Raw genomic sequence first — 21,288 nt, 5'->3', positions numbered from 1 at the left:
GTTTCCTTCCCGTCTCTCATGCATGGCCCGCGGGGCCATCGGAGGCAATGATGCGCCGCCCGGCCGCAGCGTGCCAGCGATGCGTCGCGCCGCCGGGAAAGCCGGCGCTCAGCGCTGGCCGCGGCCCGCGGGCGTGGCCTGGCCAGGGTCGAAGCGCACCCAGCCGGGCACCTGCGCATCCAGGTTCACCTCGCGCCACTTGGGATGGCGCGGCGGGCGGAGGAAGTTCTCGAAGCGGGCGGACAGGGCTTCCACGAAGTTGGACAGGTTGCGGTATCGCTCCGTGCCCGCCGGCCAGGCATAGACCGCCATCACGGCGCCCACCGCCAGCGTGTCCACCGGCGCATCGGCCGGCACCAGCCCAGGATACTGCTCATGCCCGAGCCGCGCGGGCAGGTAGGTTTCGATCAGCTCCGGCGTCATCGGCAGCGGCAGGAAATGCAGGCCCGAATCCGCCACGATGCCGGTGAAGAGGCGCGCGGGCTTGCCGGTGACATAGACCAGTGCCGCGATCTCGCCGCGCCGCAGCTTGTCGAGCGCGACATCCTGCGGGTCGTTCGTCATCTGCGCCTGAATGCCCAGCGCATCGAGAATGAGGGCGGCCGTCATCGCGGTGCCGCTGCTCGCCAGGTCCACGTTCACGCGGCGCCCGGCAAGGTCCTGCGGGCGCGCGATCTCCCGCCGCGCGAGAACATGCACCTCCTCGTCGTAAAGCTTGGCGATGTATTGGATCAACTGGTTCACACCCGGGAACATCTGCCGACTGCGGACGAAGGCGAGCGCATCGGATTGCACGATGCCGACATCGACGCCGCGCAGGAACAGGATGTCCGAGATGTTCTGCACCGAACCGCGGCCGATGATCGGCAGCACGCGCAGGCGGTCCCCGTCATCCAGCACGGCCGCGAGATCGGCGGCGATGCGGACATAGGTGCCATCGACGCCGCCCGAGATCACGCCGATCGTGCTCGCATTGGCCCGCGCCGCCATCGAGGCGGCCGGGTTGCGCGGGGCCGGCCGCCGCCGGCGCCCCCACTCATCCTCCTGCGCCTCCGCGCTCCGCAGCGCGGGGAGCGCGAGCGCACCCGCGAGGAGCAGGCCGCGCCGTGTCGCCGGTTTGCCGTACGCCATGCATCCTCCCAATCCGCGGCCCATGCAGCCGGCGGCTACATCCACCCTATCTTGTACCACCCTGTCTCGTACCACCCGGGTTCTGCGCCTCGAGGCGCCGCGCGAGCAGCTCGGCAATGGGATCGCCCAGGGCGATGCCACGCCGGTACCAGGAAGCCGCGACCTCCGCGTCGGGGCGCAGGCCCCGCACGCTCAACGTCTCCAGCACCAGCGGATCATAGGTGCGCCCAAGGGCCGTGGCGGCGGCGGCGCTACCACCGCTGACAGCACGCTCGAAGAGCAGCCGCGCCCCGGAAACATCGCCAACCGCCAGCATGGCATCGCCCCGCCTCACCATGGCCTCCAGCAACTCGGGCGCCATGCTGGGCGCCGGCCGCGGGGCGGGGGTGGCGGCCACGGCCGTCGGCGGTGTCGCGCCACCAGGCGCCACCCCACCCGGCGCCGCAGGCGCCGCTCTACCGAGCGTCGCGGGCGGTGCGGCCACAGGAGCCGGGATGGATGGCGCCGAAGCCTCGGCCCTGGCCGGTTCCCGGGGCAAGGCCGCTGGGGGAGCCGGCGCCGCCTGGGCGGGCGGTGCAGCGGATGCTGGCACGCTGGCCACCGGGCCCGCGGCCGGCGCATCGGCCTGGCTGGGCTGGGCCGGCGGAGCAGCCATCCTGGCGACAGACGGCGCGGGCGCCGGAGCCGCCGGTGGATTCTCCGCTGCCGGCGCGGCCGGCGGGACGCCAACCCTGGCGGCAGCCGGTGCCGGCGCATCGGCAACCGCCACTGCCGGCGGAAGGGCCGGCGCCGGAGCGGCCGTGACAACCTGGAGCGGTGCTGGAACAGGCACCGTCGGCCCTTCCGCAACCCTCACGGACGGCGACGCATCCGCCGCATCAGCAGCAGGCGGCGATGCCTCCGTCAAAGCTGCAGCCGACGGCTCGCGAACCGGAGACGGCGAAGTTGTTGCAACGCTTGCGGAGGGTGACGCATCCGCCACGCCGACAGCGGGCGGCGGCGCAGGAGCCGGCATCGACGGCCCTGCGGGAACCGGCACGGGCGGCGATGCATCTGTCAAAGCGGCGGCCGGCGGCACGCGAGCCGGCGATGGCGAAGCTGGTGCAACCTTGACGGAGGGCGACGCATCTGCCGCGCCAGCAGCTGGCGGCGCCGCAGGAACTGGCGCGGACGGCGATGCGTCCACCCCAGCCGTGGAAGGCGGTACCCCAGCCGGCGCTGGCAGAGCGGACGCCGCAGGCGAGGCATCCGTCACGCCAACGGCGGGCGCCGCCGCAGGATTCGATATCGGCGGGCCTGGCGACACAGGCGCAGCTGGCGACGCATCCGCCAGGGCCGGCGGCGCGTCAGCCGGCACCGGCGCGTCGGACGCAACGGAGGCGGATCGCGACGCGTCTGCTACGTCAGCAGCCGGGGGCGCAGGAACCGGGACCTGCGGATCGGCCGGAACAGGCGCGGGCGGCGATGCATCCGCCACAGCCGCGGCCGGCGGCGCGCCAGCCGGCACCGGCGGCTCGGACGCAACGGAGGTGGACGGCGGCAACGCATCCGCCATCTCGGCCGCCGACGCCGTTGCGGGAGAGGCCGCCACGACGGGCCCGGGTGCGGCCGGCTCGGCCGGCGCATCCGGTTCGGCATGCGGGATCGTCATGGCAAGGGCGGTCGTCGGCTCCGGCAAGGAACTGGCCGCCGGCTCGGCTGGGGGCGGCAATGGCAGGGCCGGGGCATCCGCTCCACTGGGCGCCAATATCGCCAGTTCCGGGCCAGGCGCCGGCCCCGGCGGGGCTGGCGGAGGCAGCGGCAACGCCGGAGCCGGCGTCACCCCGGCGACGGGATCGGGAGGTGGCACGGGCGGAATTGCCGATGCGCTTGCCGCCGGAGCCTGGGCGAGATCGCCGGCTTGGCCCGGCAGGCCGCCGGTGGCCGAGGGCGGCGCCCCTTCCAGCATGCGGTCCGGTCCCGCAGCCCGTGCGAGCGGCGGCGCCGGTGCGGCGGCCATCTGGCGCCCTGCCTCCGCTTCTTCCGGCGGCGCCGAAGGCACATCCGCACCGCCCGCCCTTCCCGCGGCGAGCAACTGCTCTGCCGCAGACGTGGCAGAGTCACCCGCTTCACCCGGCGCCTGGGCGGCACCCGCCGGCCACTCTTCCATCGTGGCGGGAACGTCCCCGCCAAGGGGCGGCGCGCTTTCCGCCACCTGCACGGGCGGCTCGGGATCGAGCGGATACCAGATGGACCAGATCGCCCCCGCCTCCGGCTCCGTGCGGCTGAAGCCGGCAAACGCGTCGGGGCCGAGGCCGGCGAGCAGCGACTGCAGGGCGGCGTCGAAGCCCTCCTCGCTCTCGGCGGGGCTCGTTTCGTCGGCAGCCACGGGGCCCGGCTCGTCCGGCAGGGGCGAGGTCCCGGTGGGAAAGGGCGGAAGCGAAATGCCCGGGCTCAGGCGCTCGGGGCTCCACAACTCCCACGGGTCCCGCGGGCCACCGCTGGAGGCGGTGCCGGGCGCCGGCATGGGCCATGCCGGCGCCCCGCGCGTCGGCGCCGGGGGCGGCGAGTTGGCCATGCGCAGGCCTTCCATGACGCCGAAATAGCCCAGCCCTCCCGCCCCGGCCACGAGAGCAAGGATGACAAGCAGCCGGGGAAGGCGGCGATCCTCCGGTTGCTCCGGAGACAGGGCGGAGGGCGAGAAGCCCGGCGGCAGGAAGCCCGGCGGCAGGTTGCCCGCGGCAAGCCTTTCCCCGGCCTTGGGCTTTACCGGCGCCTTAAGACCAGGCGCCGGCTGCGACGCCCCAGCCGCCGCTGGCCTAGTGGCTGTTGGCCCGGTCGCTGTAGAGCCCGGCGCTGTGGATGCCGGCGCTGCAGAGCTTGGCCCTGACGAGCTTGGCTCTACGGCCCCTCGCGCCGGGGCCCTCGGCGCTGCTGGCCTCGGCCCTGCAGTTCCCGCCTCCGCGGCCCATACCGCCCCGGCCGCCGCCTTGACCCCCGCGCGCTTGGCCTCCGTGGGCTTTGCCTCTGCCCCCTTGGGCGCGGCCGCCGGCTCGGGCCTCCCTGGCTGGGGCGGCGGAATCGGCTCAGGAGGCACAGGCATGAAGACCTGGCGGGCCATCTCCATCCAGGACACGTCATCGAGATCGAGGGACACGTCGTCCGGATCGAGTGGCGGCTCGCTCCGGAAGGCGGCGTCCAGCACCTCCGTCAGCCGCCAGACATCAGCGGCCGAGAGCGAGCGGTAGACCACCGGCGGCGCCTTGCGCACCTCCGGGAACAGCTGGTGGTACTGCAACAGGAAGCGCGAGACGGCATCCGGCACCACCTCTGGGGCCAGGTCCACCAGCGCGACGCCCTTTGCTTGATGCAGCAGGGCGAAGCGGATCATCGCAGGCGGATGGTGCAGATCGCCGGGAAGCCAGCAATTCGACAGCACTTCAACGCCCCAGGCGCCAAGAAGGGCCGCCCGGACCTCCTCGGAGGGCGGGTGGGTGGGCATCACCGCCTCACGGCAAATGCGTGGATGCGACCCGTCGTGGCACTCTCACAGGCTGTCGCCGGCCGCCGGCTAGGCGGCCATCGTCCCGTAGGACAGCATGGCAAGGTTCAGCCAGTGGGGAAGGGCGCATCATGACCCATGCGACCATATCGCGGTTGTCCGGACCTTTTCATAGGTTAACGCCCCTCGCCCTGCCCGGGAGGCGTCGCGGCACGACTCATTCCCGCGCGCCGCGCACCCCTTCCGCCAATGCCCGCACTCCATCGAGCACCGCGCGCACCGTGCCCTTCGTGGCACGGCCTTCGGCATCCAGCGTGCCCGCCAGGATCTCGATGAGGGAGGAGGCAACCACGGCGCCATCCGCCACCTGCACGGCCTCGGCCGCCTGGGCCGGGGTGCGCACCCCGAAGCCGATGGCCACCGGCAGGTCGGTCGCCGCCCGTATCCGTGGAATGGCGGCGGCCAGGTCCGCGGCCTCGGCCGAGCGGGTGCCGGTGATGCCGGTAATCGCGACATAGTAGATGAAGCCGCTGGCGCCGTTCAGCACGATCGGCAAGCGGCTATCCAGCGTGGTGGGCGCGACGAGCCGGATCATGTCCAGCCCCTCCGCGAAGGGCTGGACCTCATCCGCCTCCTCGGGCGGCATATCCACGATGATGAGCCCGTCCACGCCGCTGGCGCGGCAATCCTGGCAGAATCGCTCGGGACCATAGGCCAGGATGGGGTTCAGGTAGCCCATCAGAACGAGGGGGGTCTCGTCATCGTCCCGCCGGAAGTCGCGCACCATGGCCAGCGCCCCGGCCAGGCTGCCCCCGGCCTTGAGGGCACGCTGCCCGGCCTTCTGCACCGTGGGTCCATCGGCGGCGGGATCGGTGAAGGGAACGCCGATCTCGATCAGGTCCGCCCCCGCCCCCGGCATGCCGCGCAAGATGGCCATGCTGGTCGCCGGGTCGGGGTCATAGGCCTCAAGGAAGGGCATCAGGGCTCCCCGCCCCTCCGCCTTCAGCTTCGCGAAGCGGGCGGCGATGCGGCCCCTCATCCGGTCGGACATCAGATCTCCACCCCCATGTGATGGGCGACGGTGAAGATGTCCTTGTCCCCGCGGCCGGAGAGGTTGAGCACGATGATGCTGTCCTTGGGCATGGTCGGCGCCCGCTTGATCACCTCCGCCAGGCCATGGGCGGATTCCAGCGCGGGAATGATCCCCTCCAGCTTCGAGCAGAGCTGGAAGGCCTCCAGCGCCTCGATATCGGTCGCGGCGGTGTATTCCACCCGGCCGATCTCATGCAGCCAGGAATGCTCCGGCCCGATCCCCGGGTAATCCAGGCCCGCCGAGATGGAATGCGCCTCCTGGATCTGCCCGTGCCGGTCCTGCAGCAGGTAGGTCTTGTTGCCGTGCAGCACGCCGGGGACGCCGCCATTGATCGCCGCGGCATGGGCCCCGGATTCAAGCCCATGGCCAGCCGCCTCCACCCCCACCAGCTTCACCTCGGAATCATCCAGGAACGGATGGAAGATTCCCATGGCGGAGGAACCGCCACCGACGGCGCAGACCACCACATCCGGCAGCCGCCCCTCGATCGCCAGGCACTGCTCCTTCGTCTCCTCGCCGATCACGCATTGGAAGTCGCGCACCATCTGCGGATAGGGCGCGGGGCCAGCCACCGTGCCGATGCAGTAATAGGTGTCCTGGACATTCGCGACCCAGTAGCGGAGCGCCTCGTTCATCGCGTCCTTCAGCGTGGCGGAGCCCGAGGTCACGGCATTCACCTCGGCACCGAGCAGCTTCATGCGGAACACGTTGGGCTTCTGCCGCTCCACATCCGTCGCCCCCATGAACACCATGCAGGGCAGGTCGAAGAGGGCGCAGGCGGTCGCCGTGGCCACGCCATGCTGTCCGGCTCCGGTCTCGGCGATGATGCGCGTCTTGCCCATGCGCTTCGCCAGCATGATCTGGGCGATCACCGCGTTGATCTTATGCGCGCCGGTGTGATTCAGCTCCTCGCGCTTCAGATAGACCTTCGCCCCGCCCAGATGGTTGGTCAGCCGCTCGGCGAACCAGAGCGGAGAAGGCCGGCCCACGTAATCCTTCAGGAGGCGTCGCCACTCCTTGTCGAATTCGGGGTCCTTCCGCGCCGCCTCATAGGCCTCCTGCACCTCCGTAATGTTGGGCATCAGCGTCTCGGCGACGAAACGGCCGCCGAACTCGCCGAAGCGACCACGCCCATCGGGGCCCATGCGGAGGGTGTTGGGGAGGGAGTTGCTCATGGAGGCGTCATACCGCCCCTGGCCGGCTACGGGGAGGGGATGCTGGCGCTCCCCCGGTCCATCCCCGCTCAATTCTGCGGCGACACCGGCTCGGCCTTCCCCGAGCCGGTACAGAACCCCGGCGCAGAAACGAAACGGGCCGGCCACGCCATCGGCGAGCCGGCCCGGGCCCGGGCGGAGAGACTCCGCCCGGATCAGCGCAGAAATCAGCCGAAGACGAAGAAGTCCGTGGCGTCCAGCTGGGCCTTGGTCATGCCGGCCAGGTCAGCGTCCCGCCGAGCCCGATGGCATGGCCGTTGATCAGCAACCCCTCCGGCGTGTCGCTGGTGATCTTGGCGAGAAGGGCATTCACCTTCTCCTCGCTATCCAGGCCGGCAGGCAGGTCCCGGCGGTCGATGAGCAGCATGTCCTCGCCGTTCTTGAAGTCGGTGATGGTGGCTTTGTAGAAGGCACCCTTCACTGGTCCGCGCCCTCGCCGCCGGTCATCGTGGCGATGTTGCCGCCGATCCCGATGAAGTCGTTCCCGTCGCTGCCGGTGACGCTGAAGCGCGCACCGGACCGGCCGAGATTGGTTGCATCCACGAAGACGCTGGTGGCCTGCGCCGCATTCACCCGCACGTTGCTGCCGTCGAAGGCCGCCTTGGCATTGTCGGCGAAGGTCAGCGAGTAGTAGCCGGTGCCAAGGGAGATGCCCTCGATATTCGATACATTCGCGAAGGCATCATCGCCGACGCTGCCGCCAGTGAGAAGGCGGATAGTGTCGTAGCCCGTGCCGCCGTCGATCGTGTCGCCGCTGGTGAAGCTGATGTCGTCCAGGCCGCTGCCATAGAAGACGAAGGTGTCGTTGCCGGCGCCGCCCTTAAGCGTGTCGTCGCCGCCCGAGCTGCCGCCCTTGCCGCCACCATTGATGACATCGGCGCCCGAGCCGCCATTGATCACATCGGCGAAGTCGCTGCCGGTGGCCGTGATGCGCGGCCCGTCCGCCGCGACATTGATGGTCATCGAATCCGTCGCCGCGGTCCCGACGATGGAGACATGCCCGCCCGTGAAGGCCGTCACCGCCTCCGCGCCAAGGTTCAGCGTCCAGGCGCCATCCTCGACCTTGATGTATTCAAGGTTGGAGAACTTGTCGAAGCCGGCATCCTCGATCGTCCCGCCGACGCTGGTGAAGGACAGGGTGTCGACACCGAGGCCGCCATTCACCAGCACTGTGTCCATAAATTCGGCAATGGAGTGGAAAACGATCTTGTCGTCACTCCCACCGGTCCGGATGACATCCGCGCCGCCATTGCCGTCGATCTTGTCTTTGCCGGCGCCGGTCTCGATCGTATCCGCCAGCCCATGCGCGCCGCCGACGAAGACCACCGCCTCGCCCGCCGTATAGGCCGTGGCGTCGAGGGTAATGCCCGAGCCCACCACCTTCGTGCTCCCGCCGGTGAAGGCGGCCGCGGCCTCGGTGCCTAGGGTCACGGTCCCGCCGGCGCCACGAAGCTGCAGCACCTCAAGATTCGAGAAGCCGGCGAAATCCGCGTCCACGACGGTCAAGGAGGGGTTGAGCAGGATCAGTTGGTCCCACCCGCCGAGCGCGTCACCGCGTGCCCCCAGCAGCGGCATCTCGGCGAGGAAGAACTAGTCGTCGCCTTCCGTGGCGGTGAGCAGGGGCATGGACGCGTCTTAAAAAAGGGATCCGGGCCCATATTAGATAAATTAACGAACCCATTTCCGCAACGCCGCATTGCGCTCCCGAATCGATCTACTCGCGCTGTGGTTGCTTTGCAACGCCGACCCGAAGGGCGGTGACGCCAAGCCCGGCAAGCACCAGCGCCATGCCCGCCAGTCGGGCGGGACCGAAGCTCTCCCCCATGAAAAACGCGGAGGAGGCGGCACCGGTGATTGGGACCAGCAGGGCAAAGGGCGCAACCGTCGTGGCAGGGTAGCGGGACATGAGGAAGCCCCAGATGCCGTAGCCAAGGGTGGTCGCGACGACCGCCACATAGAGCACCCCCGCAATGCCACCCCAGCTCGGGTTCGCCAGCGCATGGCCGATCGCCGCAGGCCCCTCCAAGGCGAGGGACAGGCCGAGGAGCGGCAGGATCGGCACCAGGCTGAGCCAGGACATGAAGGCGAGCGGCCCGCCCGGCGAGGTGCCGGCGCCGCGCAGCAGCACATTCCCCAGCCCCCAACTCGCCGCACTGCCCAGGCAGAGCGCGAGCCCCGCCCCCGTGACGCCACCACCCCCCACCGTCGTGCCGATGAGCGCGAGGCCACTGAAAGCGACCGCCATGCCCGCGACGGCACGCCGCGTCGGCCGCTCGCGCAGGATGGCGGCGGCGAACAGCCCGGTGAGGAAGGCCTGGGACTGGGCGGTGACGGAGGCGAGGCCCGGCGGCATGCCCACCGCCATGCCGGTGAAGAGCAGCGCGAACTGCCCGACGAAGAGGAAGGCACCGATCAGCACCATCCGGCCCGCGGGAACCTTCGGCCGCGGAAGCCACAAGGCGGGCAGGGCCGCCACCACGAAGCGCAGCGCGGCCATGAGCAGCGGCGGCAATCCGCTCTCCAGCCCGATGCGGATCATGACGAAGTTGAAGCCCCAGAGCACCGCCGTCATCAGCGCCAGGGCAATATGGGCGGGCTTCATGCCACCCGGCGCGGCGGGAAGTGCGATGAAAGACGGCGGAGGGAATTGCAGGCGGGATGCTTCGCCTGGAGCATCCTCCCTTCGCGCGCACTCACGTCAGATGCTCCAGGCCGGAGTCGACAGGGCGGCTTCGCGGGTTTCGCGAAGCCGCCCCAGGACGATCCGCTTAGCCCGGCGCGGAGGGGACGTCCACGCCTGGGGGAGTAGTGGCGTGGACGACGCGCAGGGCCCCGGCCAGGCAGGGAGCTGCCTGGCCGCGGATCGCCTTAGACGAGGATGAAGTCGTGGTGGTCGAACTCCGCCTTGGTCACGCCCGCGAGGGTGAGCGTGCCGCCAAGGCCGAGCGCGTTGCCATCCAGGAGCAGGCCATCCGCCGTGTCGGAGGTGATGGAGGCGATCAGCGCATCCCACTCCTCCGGCGTGTCCAGCGTCGGCGGCAGGTCGGACTGCTGGATTACCAGGTGGTCGATGCCATCCTGGAAGTCGGTGATGACGCCCTTGTAGAAGGCGTTCTTCGTCAGGATGAACTCGTCGGCGCCGCCGCCGCCCGTCACCGTCGCGATGTTGCCGCCAAGCTTCACGCTGTCCACGCCGTCGCCGCCCGTGAAGGCGAAGCGGTAGCCGTCGCGGCCGAGCGCGCTCGCATCCACTTCGGTGTCGGTGGACTGCACTGCGTGGACGCGGACATTTCCGCCGTCGAAGGCTGCCATGGCCTCCGCGCCGAAGGTCAGGCTGTAGGCACCGGCGCCGACCGAGATGGCCTCGATATTGGAGACGTTCGTGAAGGCATCGTCGCCCAACGTCGCGCTGTCGAGCAGCCGCAGCACGTCGTAGCCGCTGCCGCCGTTGACGGTGTCGCCACTGGTCAGCGTGTTGCCGTAGAAGGTGAAGGTGTCGTTGCCCGCGCCGCCGTTCAGCGTGTCGTCGCCGCCGCCGCCATAGAGGCGGTCATTGCCGGCGGAGCCGATGGCATAGAGCGTCGGACCACCCGCGCGAACCTGGACCCAGAGCTGGTCGGTCGTCTCGGTCGCGGAGACCAGGGCCACACCGCCGGTAAAGGCGTTCTTGGCATTGGCGCCGAGATCGATGTCCCAGTTGCCGTTGCCGACCTTCATGCTCTCGAAATTGGTGATGCCCGCGAAGTCAGCATCCACCATGGCGCCACCCGTGGCCGTCTCGAGCGACCCGTCCGCGCCGACGAAGCGCAGCATGTCGAGGCCGGCGCCACCGTCCAGCGCCGTCACGTCAAGGAACTCGCTAATCGAACGGAACTTATAGATGTCGTTGCCCGCGCTCATGGTCCAACCGCCCCTTTTTTGGGTCTCGTGGTGAAGCGGTGGGGCCGGACGAGAATCGCCGGACCCCGTAGGTGTCTGGCGAAATAATGCGGGTCTGAAGGGCACTTGCCCAGCAACATTCCGGCAGTCGGCGCTGCACGTTGTAGTGAAACCAAAATGAATTTCTAAGTCATACCGACGTTCAAAATAGATACCATCCCGGCAGGACTTTAACTATTACAGCGCAAGGAGTCACTCGGCTCCGCGGTGCTTCGCGGCCTGCCGCACCGCCGCCGCAAAGGCCGCGATCTGCGCGGGGTCCTTCTTCCCGCGGGCGCGCTCCACGCCGGAGGAAACATCCACCCCCGGCGTGCCGGTTGCGCGAATGGCCTCGGCGACATTCACGGCGGTGAGGCCGCCCGCGAGCAGCCAGGGGCGCGGCACGGCACGCCCGGCCAGCAGCGACCAGTCGAAGGTCAGCGCGTTACCGCCGGGGATGGCGGAATCCGGCGGCGCCTTCGCATCCAGCAGGAAGCGATCCACCACAGGTGCAAAAGCAGCCAGCGGATCCAGGTCCTGCGCCGTGGCGATGCCGAGCGCCTTCATCACCGGCAATCCGAAGCGCGCGCGGATCTCGGCGGAGCGCGCAGGCGTTTCGCTGCCATGGAGCTGGAGGATGTCGAGCGGCACCTTCGCGAGCACCGCAGCGATCTCGTCATCCGTCGCATCGACGAAGAGTCCGACGCGCTGCGGCCCACCCGCGGCCGGCGCCGCGGCGCGCGCGGAGAGAGTGGCGGCTGCATCGGGCGTGAGGTTGCGCGGCGAGGGCCCGAAGAACACAAGCCCCACCATCTCCGCTCCGGCCTGCACGGCCGCGTCGAATCCTGCGGGATCATTCAGGCCGCAGAACTTCAGCTGCGTCATGCCGGCATCTCCGCGGCAATGGCCGCCGCCGCCGCTGAGGGATCCGGCGCGGCGGTGATGGGCCGGCCGATGACAAGCCAGTTGGCACCTGCCGCCGCAGTGTCGGCAGGCGTCGCGACGCGGGTCTGGTCGCCACGCGCGCTGCCGGCCGGGCGGACGCCGGGCACGACGAGCAGCGGCGAGGCACCATGCGCCGCGCGGATCAGCGCGACCTCGGGCGGTGCGCAGACAAGCCCGTCTGCGCCGGCCTCCAATGCGAGGCGTGCGAGGCGCAGGACCTGCTGCGCGGGGCCGCCCGCGACGCCCGTCTCCGCGAGGGTGGCGGCGCTGGTGCTGGTGAGGACGGTGACGGCCAGGATGGCGGGGCGGTCGTCCCCCGCCGCATCCTCGGCCGCGCGCCGGGCCGCCTCGATCATCGGCGCGCCGCCCGAGGCGTGGATGGTGAGCATCGCCGGGCGCAACGCGCAGGCGGAGCGCACCGCACCGGCGACGGTGTTCGGGATGTCGTGGAACTTGAGGTCGAGGAAGAGCGGCTTGTGGCGGGCGATGCGCGCGACCGCCTGCGGCCCGTTGGCGACGAAGAATTCCAGCCCGAGCTTCAGGCATCCGACATGCGGGGCGAGGGCTTCGGCCCAGGTCTCCGCCTGTTCCGGGCTTCGCGTATCGAGCGCCGCGATGATGCCTGCGCGGTTCGGTCGCTCGATCATGCCCGGGGTCCTCCTGCTCCGCGCTGCTTAGCGGCGCGGCGCGGCGGGCGCGAGGGGCGGCGACATGGCGCCCATGTCATCGCAAGTTCGCCATGGCCCGCGCCACCGCCTGGTCGCGCGCATCCTCGCTTGTGGCGAGGCCTTGCCGCACGCCGTCCTGGTCCGCCTCGGGCCGGTTCTGCGAGAGCTTCCGCTTGCCGGTGATCCGCTCGATCGAAAGCCGCAGGCCGATGATGCCGCGGAGCTGGGCGGCGATGAATTCGGGCGGCGCGTCGGTGACGGCCCAGGGCTCCGCACGGCTGGCCTCGTGGCGGTTGGTGAGGCGGGAGACGGCGTCGTGCAGGCGGGCGGGATCGTCGAAGCTTTCAAGGGCGCCTTCGACGGTGATGGCCTCGTAGTTCCAGGTGGGGACGACGCGGCCGTGCTCGGCCTTGGAGGCGTAGAAGCCGGGGGAAACATAGGCCTCGGGGCCGAGGAAGACGGCCAGCGCGCGGGGCGCGGTGGCGAGGGCCTTCGCATGCGGGTTGGCGCGGGCGAGGTGGCCGATCAGGTGGCCGCCATCCAGCACCAGCGGCAGGGGCGTGACGAGGGGCACGCCCTCGGGGCCGTTGGTGGTGAGCAGGGCGAGGCGCGAGGACGCGATGCTGGCGCGGAGGGCCTCGGGGTCGTCCTCGCGGAAGGCGGGCGGCGTGTACATGGCGGTGAGGCTAGGGCCGTTCGTGCCGTGCGGGGAACGGTGGAGTGTGCGCTGCTGCCATGCACCCTCGGTCATGGGGCCGGGACGCCTTCGAAGGGACGGCCCGTGGGGCTCCAGCGGAGGGATCCGAAGTCCAGGCCGCGGGGGATGAGGTTGTGGCGCGCGGCCCCGGCCATGGCGCGGTAGGCGGGCTGCTGGGAACGGCGAGGTTCCAGCCGGGCGGGTTGAAGATGGGCGCTGTCGTGGTGGAAGCCGGTGGGGAATTGGGGCCAAAGGGCCAGGAGGAGGCCGGCCGCCGTCACGGGGGTGACGGCGGCCGCGTGCCGGATCAGAGGGCGCCGCCCTTGCGGCCGGCCATGGCGCCGAGGCGCAGGCGGAGGGCGTTGAGCTTGATGAAGCCTTGGGCATCGAACTGGTCGTAGGCGCCCTGGTCTTCCTCGAAGGTGACGTGCTTCATCGAGTAGAGGCTGTGCGGGCTGCGGCGGCCGGTGACGATGGTGTTGCCCTTGTAGAGCTTCAGGCGGACTTCACCGGTGACGCTGGCCTGGGAGGCATCGGCCATGGCCTGGAGCATGCGGCGCTCCGGGCTGAACCAGAAGCCGTTGTAGATCAGCTCCGCGTAGCGGGGCATCAGGCTGTCCTTGAGGTGTGCGGCCTCACGGTCGAGCGTGATGGATTCGATGGCGCGGTGGGCGGTGTGGAGGATGGTGCCGCCGGGGGTTTCGTAGGCGCCGCGGGACTTCATGCCGACGAAGCGGTTCTCCACGAGGTCCAGGCGGCCGATGCCGTTTTCCTTGCCCAGCGCGTTGAGCTTGGTGAGCAGGGTTGCCGGGGACATGCGTTCGCCGTTGATGGCGACGGCGTCTCCACGCTCGAACTCGATGGTGATTTCGGTGACGCGGTCGGGGGCGTCCATGGGGGCCACCGTGCGCTGCCAGACGGCCTCGGGCGGTTCGTCCCAGGGTTCTTCCAGGACCTTACCTTCGCTGCTGCTGTGCAGGAGGTTGGCGTCCACGCTGAAGGGGGCTTCGCCGCGCTTGTCCTTCGCGATGGGGATCTGGTGATCCTCGGCGAATTGCAGGAGGCGGGTGCGGGAGGTGAGGTCCCATTCGCGCCAGGGGGCGATGACCTTCACGTCGGGCTTGAGGGCGTAGTAGGCGATTTCGAACCGGACCTGATCGTTGCCCTTGCCGGTGGCGCCGTGGGAGACGGCATCGGCGCCCATCTTCTCCGCGATTTCGATCTGGCGCTTGGCGATGAGCGGGCGGGCGATGGAGGTGCCGAGGAGGTAGCAGCCTTCATACTGGGCGTTCATGCGGAACATCGGGAAGACGAAGTCCCGCGTGAATTCCTCCCGCAGGTCGTCCATGAAGATGTTCTCCTCCTTGATGCCGAGGAGGAGGGCCTTGTCCTTCGCCGGGCCGAGTTCCTCGCCCTGGCCGAGATCGGCCGTGAAGGTGATGACTTCGGCGCCGTAGGTGGTTTGGAGCCATTTGAGGATGACGGAGGTGTCCAGCCCGCCGGAGTAGGCGAGGACAACCTTCTTGACGTCTTTTACGCGCATCGCGAGGGGGACCTTCCGCGGAAAGAGGCGGGCGGTGTGCCGCAGCGCGGGCGCGGGGGCAAGGTGGAGTTGGGCGTGCGGGGCGGGGGCTTCGTTTCGCTGTGGTTCATGGCCAGGCGAGCCGGACGGAGCGGGGGATGCGGGCGCGGCCGAGGGCGGCGCGGCTGAGTGCTTCGAGGCTTCGGAAGCGTTGCTTTGCCGCTTCGAGCTGTGACGGCGTGCGCGGCGCCGGGGGGAGCGGGGCGCGGGAGAGCATTTCGGACAAAAGGGGATCCGGCAGGAGCCAGGGCGGGCCGTTGAGGGCGGTGCGGAGGCCGAGCTTCCGGATGAGGACCAGGAGGGCCATGCCGCCGAGGCGGGCGGCGCGGCGGGTGGCGCGGCAGATGAAGTATTCGATCCGGCGGAGGGGGTGGTTGGGGGCGGTTTTGGCGAGTTCCTGCAGCAGGCGGTGCCAGAGGCCGGCATGGGTGAGGCGGCGGAAGAAGCGAAGAACTTGACGACGAAATTCCGAAACATTATCCAGAATACAGGTCATATCTGGAAATTCTCAAGAGGTTGGGAACCATTGTTTTCTCGAGCGGTGACTTCCGGCAGGCTCACGAAGACCTCAAATCGACGCTTAGCCTAAACATAGAACCAAAAGACGTCCTTTCGCATTTATTTCAATTTTCGATTATCGGTTACTATAAGCCCGGTGGTACGCAAGGCGGGGCAGGCTTTGTGTGGAGACACAAAGAGAGAAGAACAAGGTTCGATGACAAAGCCATTCAATTCCGTACCCACCTCGGATTAGTGGAGACGCTTGGACTTAAGAGGTTCTCGAAGTCGCAGGCCGATATCAACCAACTTAGCTAATGAATGCCGCTATGAAGGCCGGGATACGGTAGAAGAGCCGACGAATTGGAACGGCATATAAGTATAGGTTTCTGGATAACGACTTAAGCCCTTGAGGGGTCCGGGGACCAAAAGTCCCCGGCGGAGGGTGCGGGAGGCGGCGCCTCCCGCGGGCCACGTTCTCTACAGTCGCTCCTCAGTGCCCGGTCTGACCCACCGCACCAGCCCCGGCACCCCCACCCATTGCAGCGCCGCCGAGGCCACCACCATCAGCGCCACCACGGCCACCACCGCGTCCCGCGCCAGGTAGGGTTCGCCACCCGGTGTGGTGGCGGGGACGGCGAGGGCGACGGCGAGGGCGACGACGCTGCGGCCGGCGCCGCCGGCCATCAGGGCTGCGCCTTGCCAGGGGGGGACACGGCCGCCGTCCGCGCGGGGGATGGGAGGTGAGGCGGGGTGGGCCAGGGCGGCCCAGGAGAGGGTGAACTGGACGGCCCAGCAGAGGGCCATCAGGGCCAGGGCCGTGGATGCGAGCAGGGGCCAGGGGAGGGATTTGGCGCCTTCCAGGGCTTCGGGCAGGGCGCGGCCCATGAGGAAGAAGAGGGCGCCGGTCAGGATGGCGTCCAGGCTGCGCCAGAGATCCCTGGTGAGTTGGCGGGATTCGGGGGAGGCGATGCAGAGGCCCGATTTCTCGTCCTTTGCGTGGCACCAGGCGATGACGAGGCCGGCGCCGATGAGGGGGCCGATGGGGGAGGCGCCGATGGCTTCGCCGAGGGCGGCGGCGGCGAAGGGGGTGGCGAGGGAGAGGGCGGTTTCAGCCTGCGGGGCGTCCAGCCGGCGGCGGAGGGCGGCCATGGCGTAGCCGAGGGCGATGCCAACGGCGCCGCCGACGATGGTGTCGTAGGCGAGGGTGGCGGAGATGGCTGTGAAGCCGGGGAAGGGGCCGCCGACGGATTTTGCCGTGAAGATCGACAGGGAGACGCCGATGAGGGGCGCGCTGGCGAGTTGGGCGGACATGGCTTCGGTGAGTGTGGGGGGGAGGCGTTTGTCGAGGCCGGATTCGGTGAGGACGCGGGGTTCGGCGATGGCGGCGGCGACGCCGATGGCCATGCAGGCGACGGGGTCCAGGCCCGGGAGGAGGAGGGCGGCGCCGTAGCCGCAGGCGGTGGTGAGGCCGAGGGTCCAGAGGGCGCCGAGGCCGACGCCGCGCCAGGCGGCGCGCTGGAGGAGGGATGGGGGGAGGTTGGTGACGCCCGCGTAGAGGAGGGGCGGGAGGATGAGGCCGAGGACGATGAGGGGGTCCACGCGGAGGGGCGGGACGGGTCCGGGGAGGAGGATGGAGGCAAGGCCGCCCGCGAACCAGAGGATGGAGGGGGGGATGCGGGTGAGGCGTGCCGCGGCGAGGAGGAGGGCGACGGCGACGATGGTGAGGGCGACGAAGCGGGTTTCGGCCAAGGTGGTTCCTCGTTCTCGCCGGTGGGGAACGGGGGAGGGGTTTAGGGGTTGGGTGGGGTGTTGGTGTGGAGGGAGCGCCCACGCGCTTGTCAGATTGGCATTGATTTATGCGGGTGAAGTCATTCCGGGTGTGTCTTAAGTAGTCGGCCTTGAACAACCAGCAACCTGTTGATCCGGGGCAGGAAAGCTCAGGATTTGGGATGCTGGAATTGCAGGGTTTGGTTGGAACGGGCGGCAAATCCTGCGATTCTGCCGGCCATGAAGCACCGTTCCCGCCCGGCTGAGCAGGACGACCTGCTACGCCCACGCTTGGTCGACATGATCGATGGGCGGCATGAGTTGGTTCGGCTCGCCGCTTTGATGGACTGGGGCTGGTTCGAGCGGGAATGGGCCGGCTTCTTCCCCGCCCAGGAGGGACGACCGGCCACAGATCCGCGTCTGGTAGCGGGGCTGATGTACCTGCAGCACGCCTACGGCCTCTCCGACGAGGCGGTGCTCGCCCGCTGGGTGGAGAACCCCTATTTCCAGCACTTCACCGGCGAGGTCTTCTTCCAGCACCGCGCACCCATCCATCCGTCCTCGCTCAGCCGCTGGCGCGGTCGCATCGGTGAGGAGGGCGTGGAGTGGCTGCTGACCAAGACCATCGAGGCAGGGCGGGCCTCAGGCGCCCTATCGGAACGTAGCCTGGCCGAGATCGCGGTGGACACCACGGTGATGGAGAAGGCCATCGCCCACCTGACCGACAGCAGGCTCTACGAGAAGGCGCGCCGCTCCCTGGTGGCGCTGGCCGGCAGGGCCGGGATCACCTTGCGGCAGAACTACAACCGCTTGGCCCCGCGCCTGGCCGCCCGGGCGGGGCGGCATGCCCATGCCCGGCAGTTCCGACGCATGCGCAAGGTGCTGCGCACGCTAAAGGGCTACACGGGGCGCGTCCTGCGCGACATCGGCCGCAAGATCGGCGCCGTCCCTGACGAGCGGCTGCGGACACGGATCGAGCAGCGCATGGCCCTCGTCACCCGCCTGCTGCGGCAGACGCCGAAAGCCCCGAACAAGATCTACGCCCTGCACGAGCCGGAGGTGGATTGCATCTCCAAGGGCAAGGCCCGCATCCGCTATGAGTTCGGGACCAAGGTCAGCATCGCCACCACGCTCGCCGGCGGCTTTGTCGTCGGCATGCGCTCCATGCCCGGCAATCCCTATGACGGGCACACCCTTCCCGACACCCTCCAGCAGGTCGAAACCCTGACCGGGCAACTCCCCAGCCTGGCCGTGGTCGATCGCGGCTACCGCGGCCATGGGGTGCAGGGCACCAGGGTGCTCATCAGCGGCACACGGCGTGGCCTGACGCCGAGGCTGACAAGACTGCTCCGGCGCCGCAGCGCCATCGAACCCGAGATCGGCCACATGAAGACCGACGGACGCCTCGCCCGCTGCGCCCTCAGGGGCACCCTCGGCGACGCCCTCTACGCCGTGCTCTGCGGCTGCGGGCACAACATCCGCAAGATCCTCGCCCACCTCAGGGCTCTCTTGGCCGCTCTCATCGCCAGCCTCATCCAGGCGATCGATCGGGCGGAACGCGACCAGATTACCGCCCACGCAGCCTGATGGGGTTATTCAAGGCCGACTAAGTAGAGGAATCAAGTGGCCCTCAAAGACCGATGCTGGAGGAGCGGCGCCGAAAATGATGGCGTTCTCATGTTTCCTGCGGGACCTCGCCTACTGGTTGCGTTCATCGCGTGGATTAAAGCCGCGGTGGAGTGACCGCTGGTCATAGCACGCGTTACTTGCGCGGTGATTTCGCGCGGGCGCGTTATTGGCGATGCTTGGCTGGAAGGTGGAGCGGGATAGAAGAGGGCCGGGGGATACTTCCCCCGGCTTTTTTTGTTCAGGCGGCGGTGGCGGGAGCGGGGGCTTTCTTCGCCCGTTCGCTTTCGGTCTTGAGCTGGCCGCAGGCGGCCATGATGTCCTTGCCACGGGGGCGGCGGACCGGGCTGGAGTAGCCGGCGTCGTTCAGGATGGTGGCGAAGCGCTCGATCTGGGCGCGTTTGGAGGTGGCGTAGGGTGAGCCCGGCCAGGGGTTGAAGGGGATCAGGTTCACTTTGGCGGGGAGGCCGTGGAGGAGGCGGACGAGTTCGCGGGCCTCGGCTTCGCTGTCGTTGATGCCGTCCAGCATGACGTATTCGAAGGTGATGCGGCGTGCGTTGGTGGCGCCCGGGTAGCGGTGGCAGGCGGCCATCAGTTCCTTGATGGGGTATTTGCGGTTGAGGGGGACGATTTCGTCCCGCAGTTCGTCGGTGACCGCGTGGAGGGAGACGGCGAGGTTGACGCCGAGTTCGGCGCCCGCGCGGTCCATCATGGGGACGACGCCGCTCGTGCTGAGGGTGATGCGGCGGCGGGAGAGGCCGATGCCCTCATGGTCCATGGCGATCTTCAGGGCGGTGGCGGTGGCCTCGTAGTTATAGAGGGGTTCGCCCATGCCCATGACGACGATGTTGGAGAGCATGCGGGTTTCGGATTGCGGGCTGGGCCATTCGCCGTAGCTGTCGCGGGCGGCCATGAACTGGCCGACGATTTCGCCCGCCGAGAGGTTGCGGACGAGTTTCTGGGTGCCGGTGTGGCAGAAGCGGCAGGAGAGGGTGCAGCCGACCTGGGTTGAGATGCAGACGGCGCCGCGGTCGTCATCCGGGATGTAGACGGTTTCCACCTGCTGCTTGTCGCGCATGCGGAAGAGCCATTTGCGGGTGCCGTCGGTGCTGGTTTGCTCGGTCGTCACCTCCGGGCGGGAGATGGTGAAGCGTTCGGCGAGCTTGGCCTGCATGGGCTTGGCGATGCTGGACATCTGGGCGAAGTCGCGGGCGCCCTGGTGGTAGATCCAGTGCCAGATCTGCTTGGCGCGGAAGGCTTTTTCCCCGATCCCGACCACTGCTTCCGTCAGTTCCTCACGCGAGAGGCCGACAAGGTCCTGGCGGCCTTGCTCGTCCGTCTGGGCCGGGGGGGCGAAGATGGCGGACTTGGCGAGGATGCGGGTGCGTTCGGCCTCGGTGAGGGCGTCAGCCGGCGCGAGGGGGAGGGGGGTCCGGACGGTCATCGGCGTGGGGGACACTCTTTCGAGATCGCCTCGTAGGCGGCGGTGAAGCCGGAGAGGGAGAAGGTCTCGGTTGTGCTGCGGTTGTTGGGGGCGGGGCTTTTCGCGACGGCTTCGCGGCCGCTGCGGAAGGCGGCGACGGTGGCGCGGCCGTCCCGGGCGAAGGCGTTGTCGCCGGCGGTGTAGAAGTCGAGGTCGTTGTTGCCGACATCGACCTTCACCTCGGCGTTGCGGGGGAAGGGGCGGCCGATGCGGAGGGCCACCTGGTCACGGCCCTGGGGGCGGTGGGTGACGGTGAGGAGGGCGTTCTGGCGGCCTTCCATGCGGGTGAAGGCGTAGCAGACCTTGTTGGCCCCTTCCTGGTGGGTGGCGGCGGTCCAGTCCCCGAAGGCGCCGAGGCGCTGGGGGCCGTTCGGGGCGGCGTTGCGCTGGGCAAGGGCCGGGGTTGCAGCCAGCAGCAGGGCCGCGAGGACAGGGGCGATGCGGGTCATGGCCCCGCAGATAGTCCTCCTTACTCCCCCGGTTCAACCGCAAGTGCCGCATGTCGGGTGGTCATCTTCATGGGCGCTCGCCTGCGGGGTGTGTCGGGGCGGGAGTCCGAGGGGTCCGGGTGGGGTGCTTCCGGCGCCTGGCGGGGCTGTTCTTCCGCGGGGGAGAGGCGGTCAGGTGCGGCGTTGCCGGCCAGGCACGGCTTCGGAGGTCTTCCCATGGGGAACCGAAGGCCGTGGCGGTTCCATTATTCAGCTGTGCGGGGTTTGGCGAAAGGCAGGGTCATCTGCCGGAAGTCGACGAGAACGACCTCGCATGACGGCTCATTGGCCCGCGCCTCGTATTCGGGCCAGTCAGAATCCTCGTCGGCCGGCTCGAAGAACAGCGTGTTGAACGGGAGGCGTGGATGCTCGACGAGGAAAACCGCGCATTCGCGGCTGCCGATCTCGATCCAATCGACGGTGTAGGTCTGCCCGGCCGTCAGGACCGTGCGTGCCGCCATTGATGGAAGGTCGTCGTCCGATCCTCCCGTGAAGGTCACTTTGGTTCCAGGCTTCGAATTGTAGTCCATGGGCTCCTTAGAGCAGCAGCGGGCTGCGTCGAGATAGGAATAATCGGAAGTCCAGGTCATCGAGCCGCTTCATGGATGATCACCGGCGGCCGTGCGGCCGAAGATGTTCCCGACGGGGCAGCGACGGCGGCGGGGGCGGGGCCCCGCGGGAGTGATTGCGGTTG

The 21,288-nt window shown here is 69.2% G+C and carries 18 protein-coding genes; 1 reads left to right on the top strand and 17 read right to left on the bottom strand.

Going from position 1 to position 21,288, the window contains the following annotated elements:
- Positions 1–108: 108 nt before the first annotated feature.
- The 14 genes from GSE44_RS05685 to GSE44_RS05620 form a co-directional block, all read right to left on the bottom strand.
- Positions 109–1,131 (bottom strand): TAXI family TRAP transporter solute-binding subunit, encoded by a 1,023-nt coding sequence (locus tag GSE44_RS05685; RefSeq protein WP_159347828.1) that lies wholly within the window; start codon positions 1,129–1,131, stop codon positions 109–111.
- A 46-nt stretch (positions 1,132–1,177) separates the two neighbouring features.
- Positions 1,178–4,612, bottom strand: a complete 3,435-nt coding sequence (locus tag GSE44_RS05680; RefSeq protein WP_159347827.1) for a hypothetical protein — start codon at positions 4,610–4,612, stop codon at positions 1,178–1,180.
- 217 nt (positions 4,613–4,829) lie between these two features.
- Complete coding sequence (gene trpA / locus GSE44_RS05675; protein WP_235924579.1) at positions 4,830–5,663, bottom strand: tryptophan synthase subunit alpha; 834 nt, start codon at positions 5,661–5,663, stop codon at positions 4,830–4,832.
- Positions 5,663–6,880, bottom strand: coding sequence for a tryptophan synthase subunit beta (gene trpB / locus GSE44_RS05670; protein WP_159347826.1), 1,218 nt, complete (start codon positions 6,878–6,880; stop codon positions 5,663–5,665). The genes trpA and trpB overlap by 1 nt, the downstream gene beginning before the upstream one ends.
- Before the next feature lie 250 nt (positions 6,881–7,130).
- Positions 7,131–7,340, bottom strand: a complete 210-nt coding sequence (locus GSE44_RS05665) for a hypothetical protein (RefSeq protein ID WP_159347825.1) — start codon at positions 7,338–7,340, stop codon at positions 7,131–7,133.
- On the bottom strand, positions 7,337–8,494 hold the full coding sequence (locus tag GSE44_RS05660; RefSeq protein WP_159347824.1) for a calcium-binding protein: 1,158 nt from the start codon (positions 8,492–8,494) through the stop codon (positions 7,337–7,339). The genes GSE44_RS05665 and GSE44_RS05660 overlap by 4 nt, the downstream gene beginning before the upstream one ends.
- Positions 8,495–8,633: 139 nt before the next feature.
- Positions 8,634–9,521, bottom strand: a complete 888-nt coding sequence (locus tag GSE44_RS05655) for an EamA family transporter (protein ID WP_159347823.1) — start codon at positions 9,519–9,521, stop codon at positions 8,634–8,636.
- 266 nt (positions 9,522–9,787) lie between these two features.
- On the bottom strand, positions 9,788–10,819 hold the full coding sequence (locus tag GSE44_RS26380) for a calcium-binding protein (RefSeq protein ID WP_159347822.1): 1,032 nt from the start codon (positions 10,817–10,819) through the stop codon (positions 9,788–9,790).
- Between the two features lie 231 nt (positions 10,820–11,050).
- A complete protein-coding gene (locus tag GSE44_RS05645) occupies positions 11,051–11,722 on the bottom strand; it encodes a phosphoribosylanthranilate isomerase (protein WP_159347821.1) in 672 nt (223 codons plus the stop codon).
- A complete protein-coding gene (gene pyrF / locus GSE44_RS05640; protein ID WP_159347820.1) occupies positions 11,719–12,429 on the bottom strand; it encodes an orotidine-5'-phosphate decarboxylase in 711 nt (236 codons plus the stop codon). The genes GSE44_RS05645 and pyrF overlap by 4 nt, the downstream gene beginning before the upstream one ends.
- 76 nt (positions 12,430–12,505) lie before the next feature.
- Positions 12,506–13,201, bottom strand: a complete 696-nt coding sequence (locus tag GSE44_RS05635; protein WP_235924578.1) for an FMN-binding negative transcriptional regulator — start codon at positions 13,199–13,201, stop codon at positions 12,506–12,508.
- Positions 13,202–13,454: 253 nt separating this feature from the next.
- Positions 13,455–14,690, bottom strand: a complete 1,236-nt coding sequence (locus tag GSE44_RS05630) for an argininosuccinate synthase (protein WP_159347819.1) — start codon at positions 14,688–14,690, stop codon at positions 13,455–13,457.
- A 106-nt stretch (positions 14,691–14,796) separates the two neighbouring features.
- The gene (locus GSE44_RS05625) at positions 14,797–15,225 is read right to left on the bottom strand and encodes a transposase (protein ID WP_201305944.1); all 429 of its coding nucleotides are present in this window, start codon (positions 15,223–15,225) and stop codon (positions 14,797–14,799) included.
- A 482-nt stretch (positions 15,226–15,707) separates the two neighbouring features.
- Positions 15,708–16,979: a cation:proton antiporter domain-containing protein gene (locus tag GSE44_RS05620; RefSeq protein WP_159347818.1), complete on the bottom strand. Its 1,272-nt coding sequence runs from the start codon at positions 16,977–16,979 to the stop codon at positions 15,708–15,710.
- Between the two features lie 258 nt (positions 16,980–17,237).
- Between GSE44_RS05620 and GSE44_RS05615 the strand changes: the two genes are divergently transcribed.
- Positions 17,238–18,584 (top strand): IS5 family transposase, encoded by a 1,347-nt coding sequence (locus GSE44_RS05615; RefSeq protein WP_159347817.1) that lies wholly within the window; start codon positions 17,238–17,240, stop codon positions 18,582–18,584.
- Positions 18,585–18,864: 280 nt separating this feature from the next.
- Here GSE44_RS05615 and rlmN read toward each other — a convergent pair whose 3' ends face one another.
- The 3 genes from rlmN to GSE44_RS05600 form a co-directional block, all read right to left on the bottom strand.
- Entirely contained in the window at positions 18,865–20,067 is a 1,203-nt protein-coding gene (rlmN, locus tag GSE44_RS05610; RefSeq protein ID WP_159347816.1) for a 23S rRNA (adenine(2503)-C(2))-methyltransferase RlmN, read from the bottom strand.
- Complete coding sequence (locus GSE44_RS05605) at positions 20,064–20,555, bottom strand: invasion associated locus B family protein (RefSeq protein ID WP_159347815.1); 492 nt, start codon at positions 20,553–20,555, stop codon at positions 20,064–20,066. Before GSE44_RS05605 ends, rlmN begins: the two co-directional genes overlap by 4 nt.
- Positions 20,556–20,800: 245 nt before the next feature.
- The gene (locus GSE44_RS05600) at positions 20,801–21,184 is read right to left on the bottom strand and encodes a hypothetical protein (protein ID WP_159347814.1); all 384 of its coding nucleotides are present in this window, start codon (positions 21,182–21,184) and stop codon (positions 20,801–20,803) included.
- Between the last annotated feature and the right edge of the window lie 104 nt (positions 21,185–21,288).

This window comes from Muricoccus harenae (assembly GCF_009848505.1).
Taxonomy (GTDB): Bacteria; Pseudomonadota; Alphaproteobacteria; order Acetobacterales; family Acetobacteraceae; genus Roseomonas; species Roseomonas harenae.
This window is presented reverse-complemented; position numbering and strand designations above follow the sequence as displayed.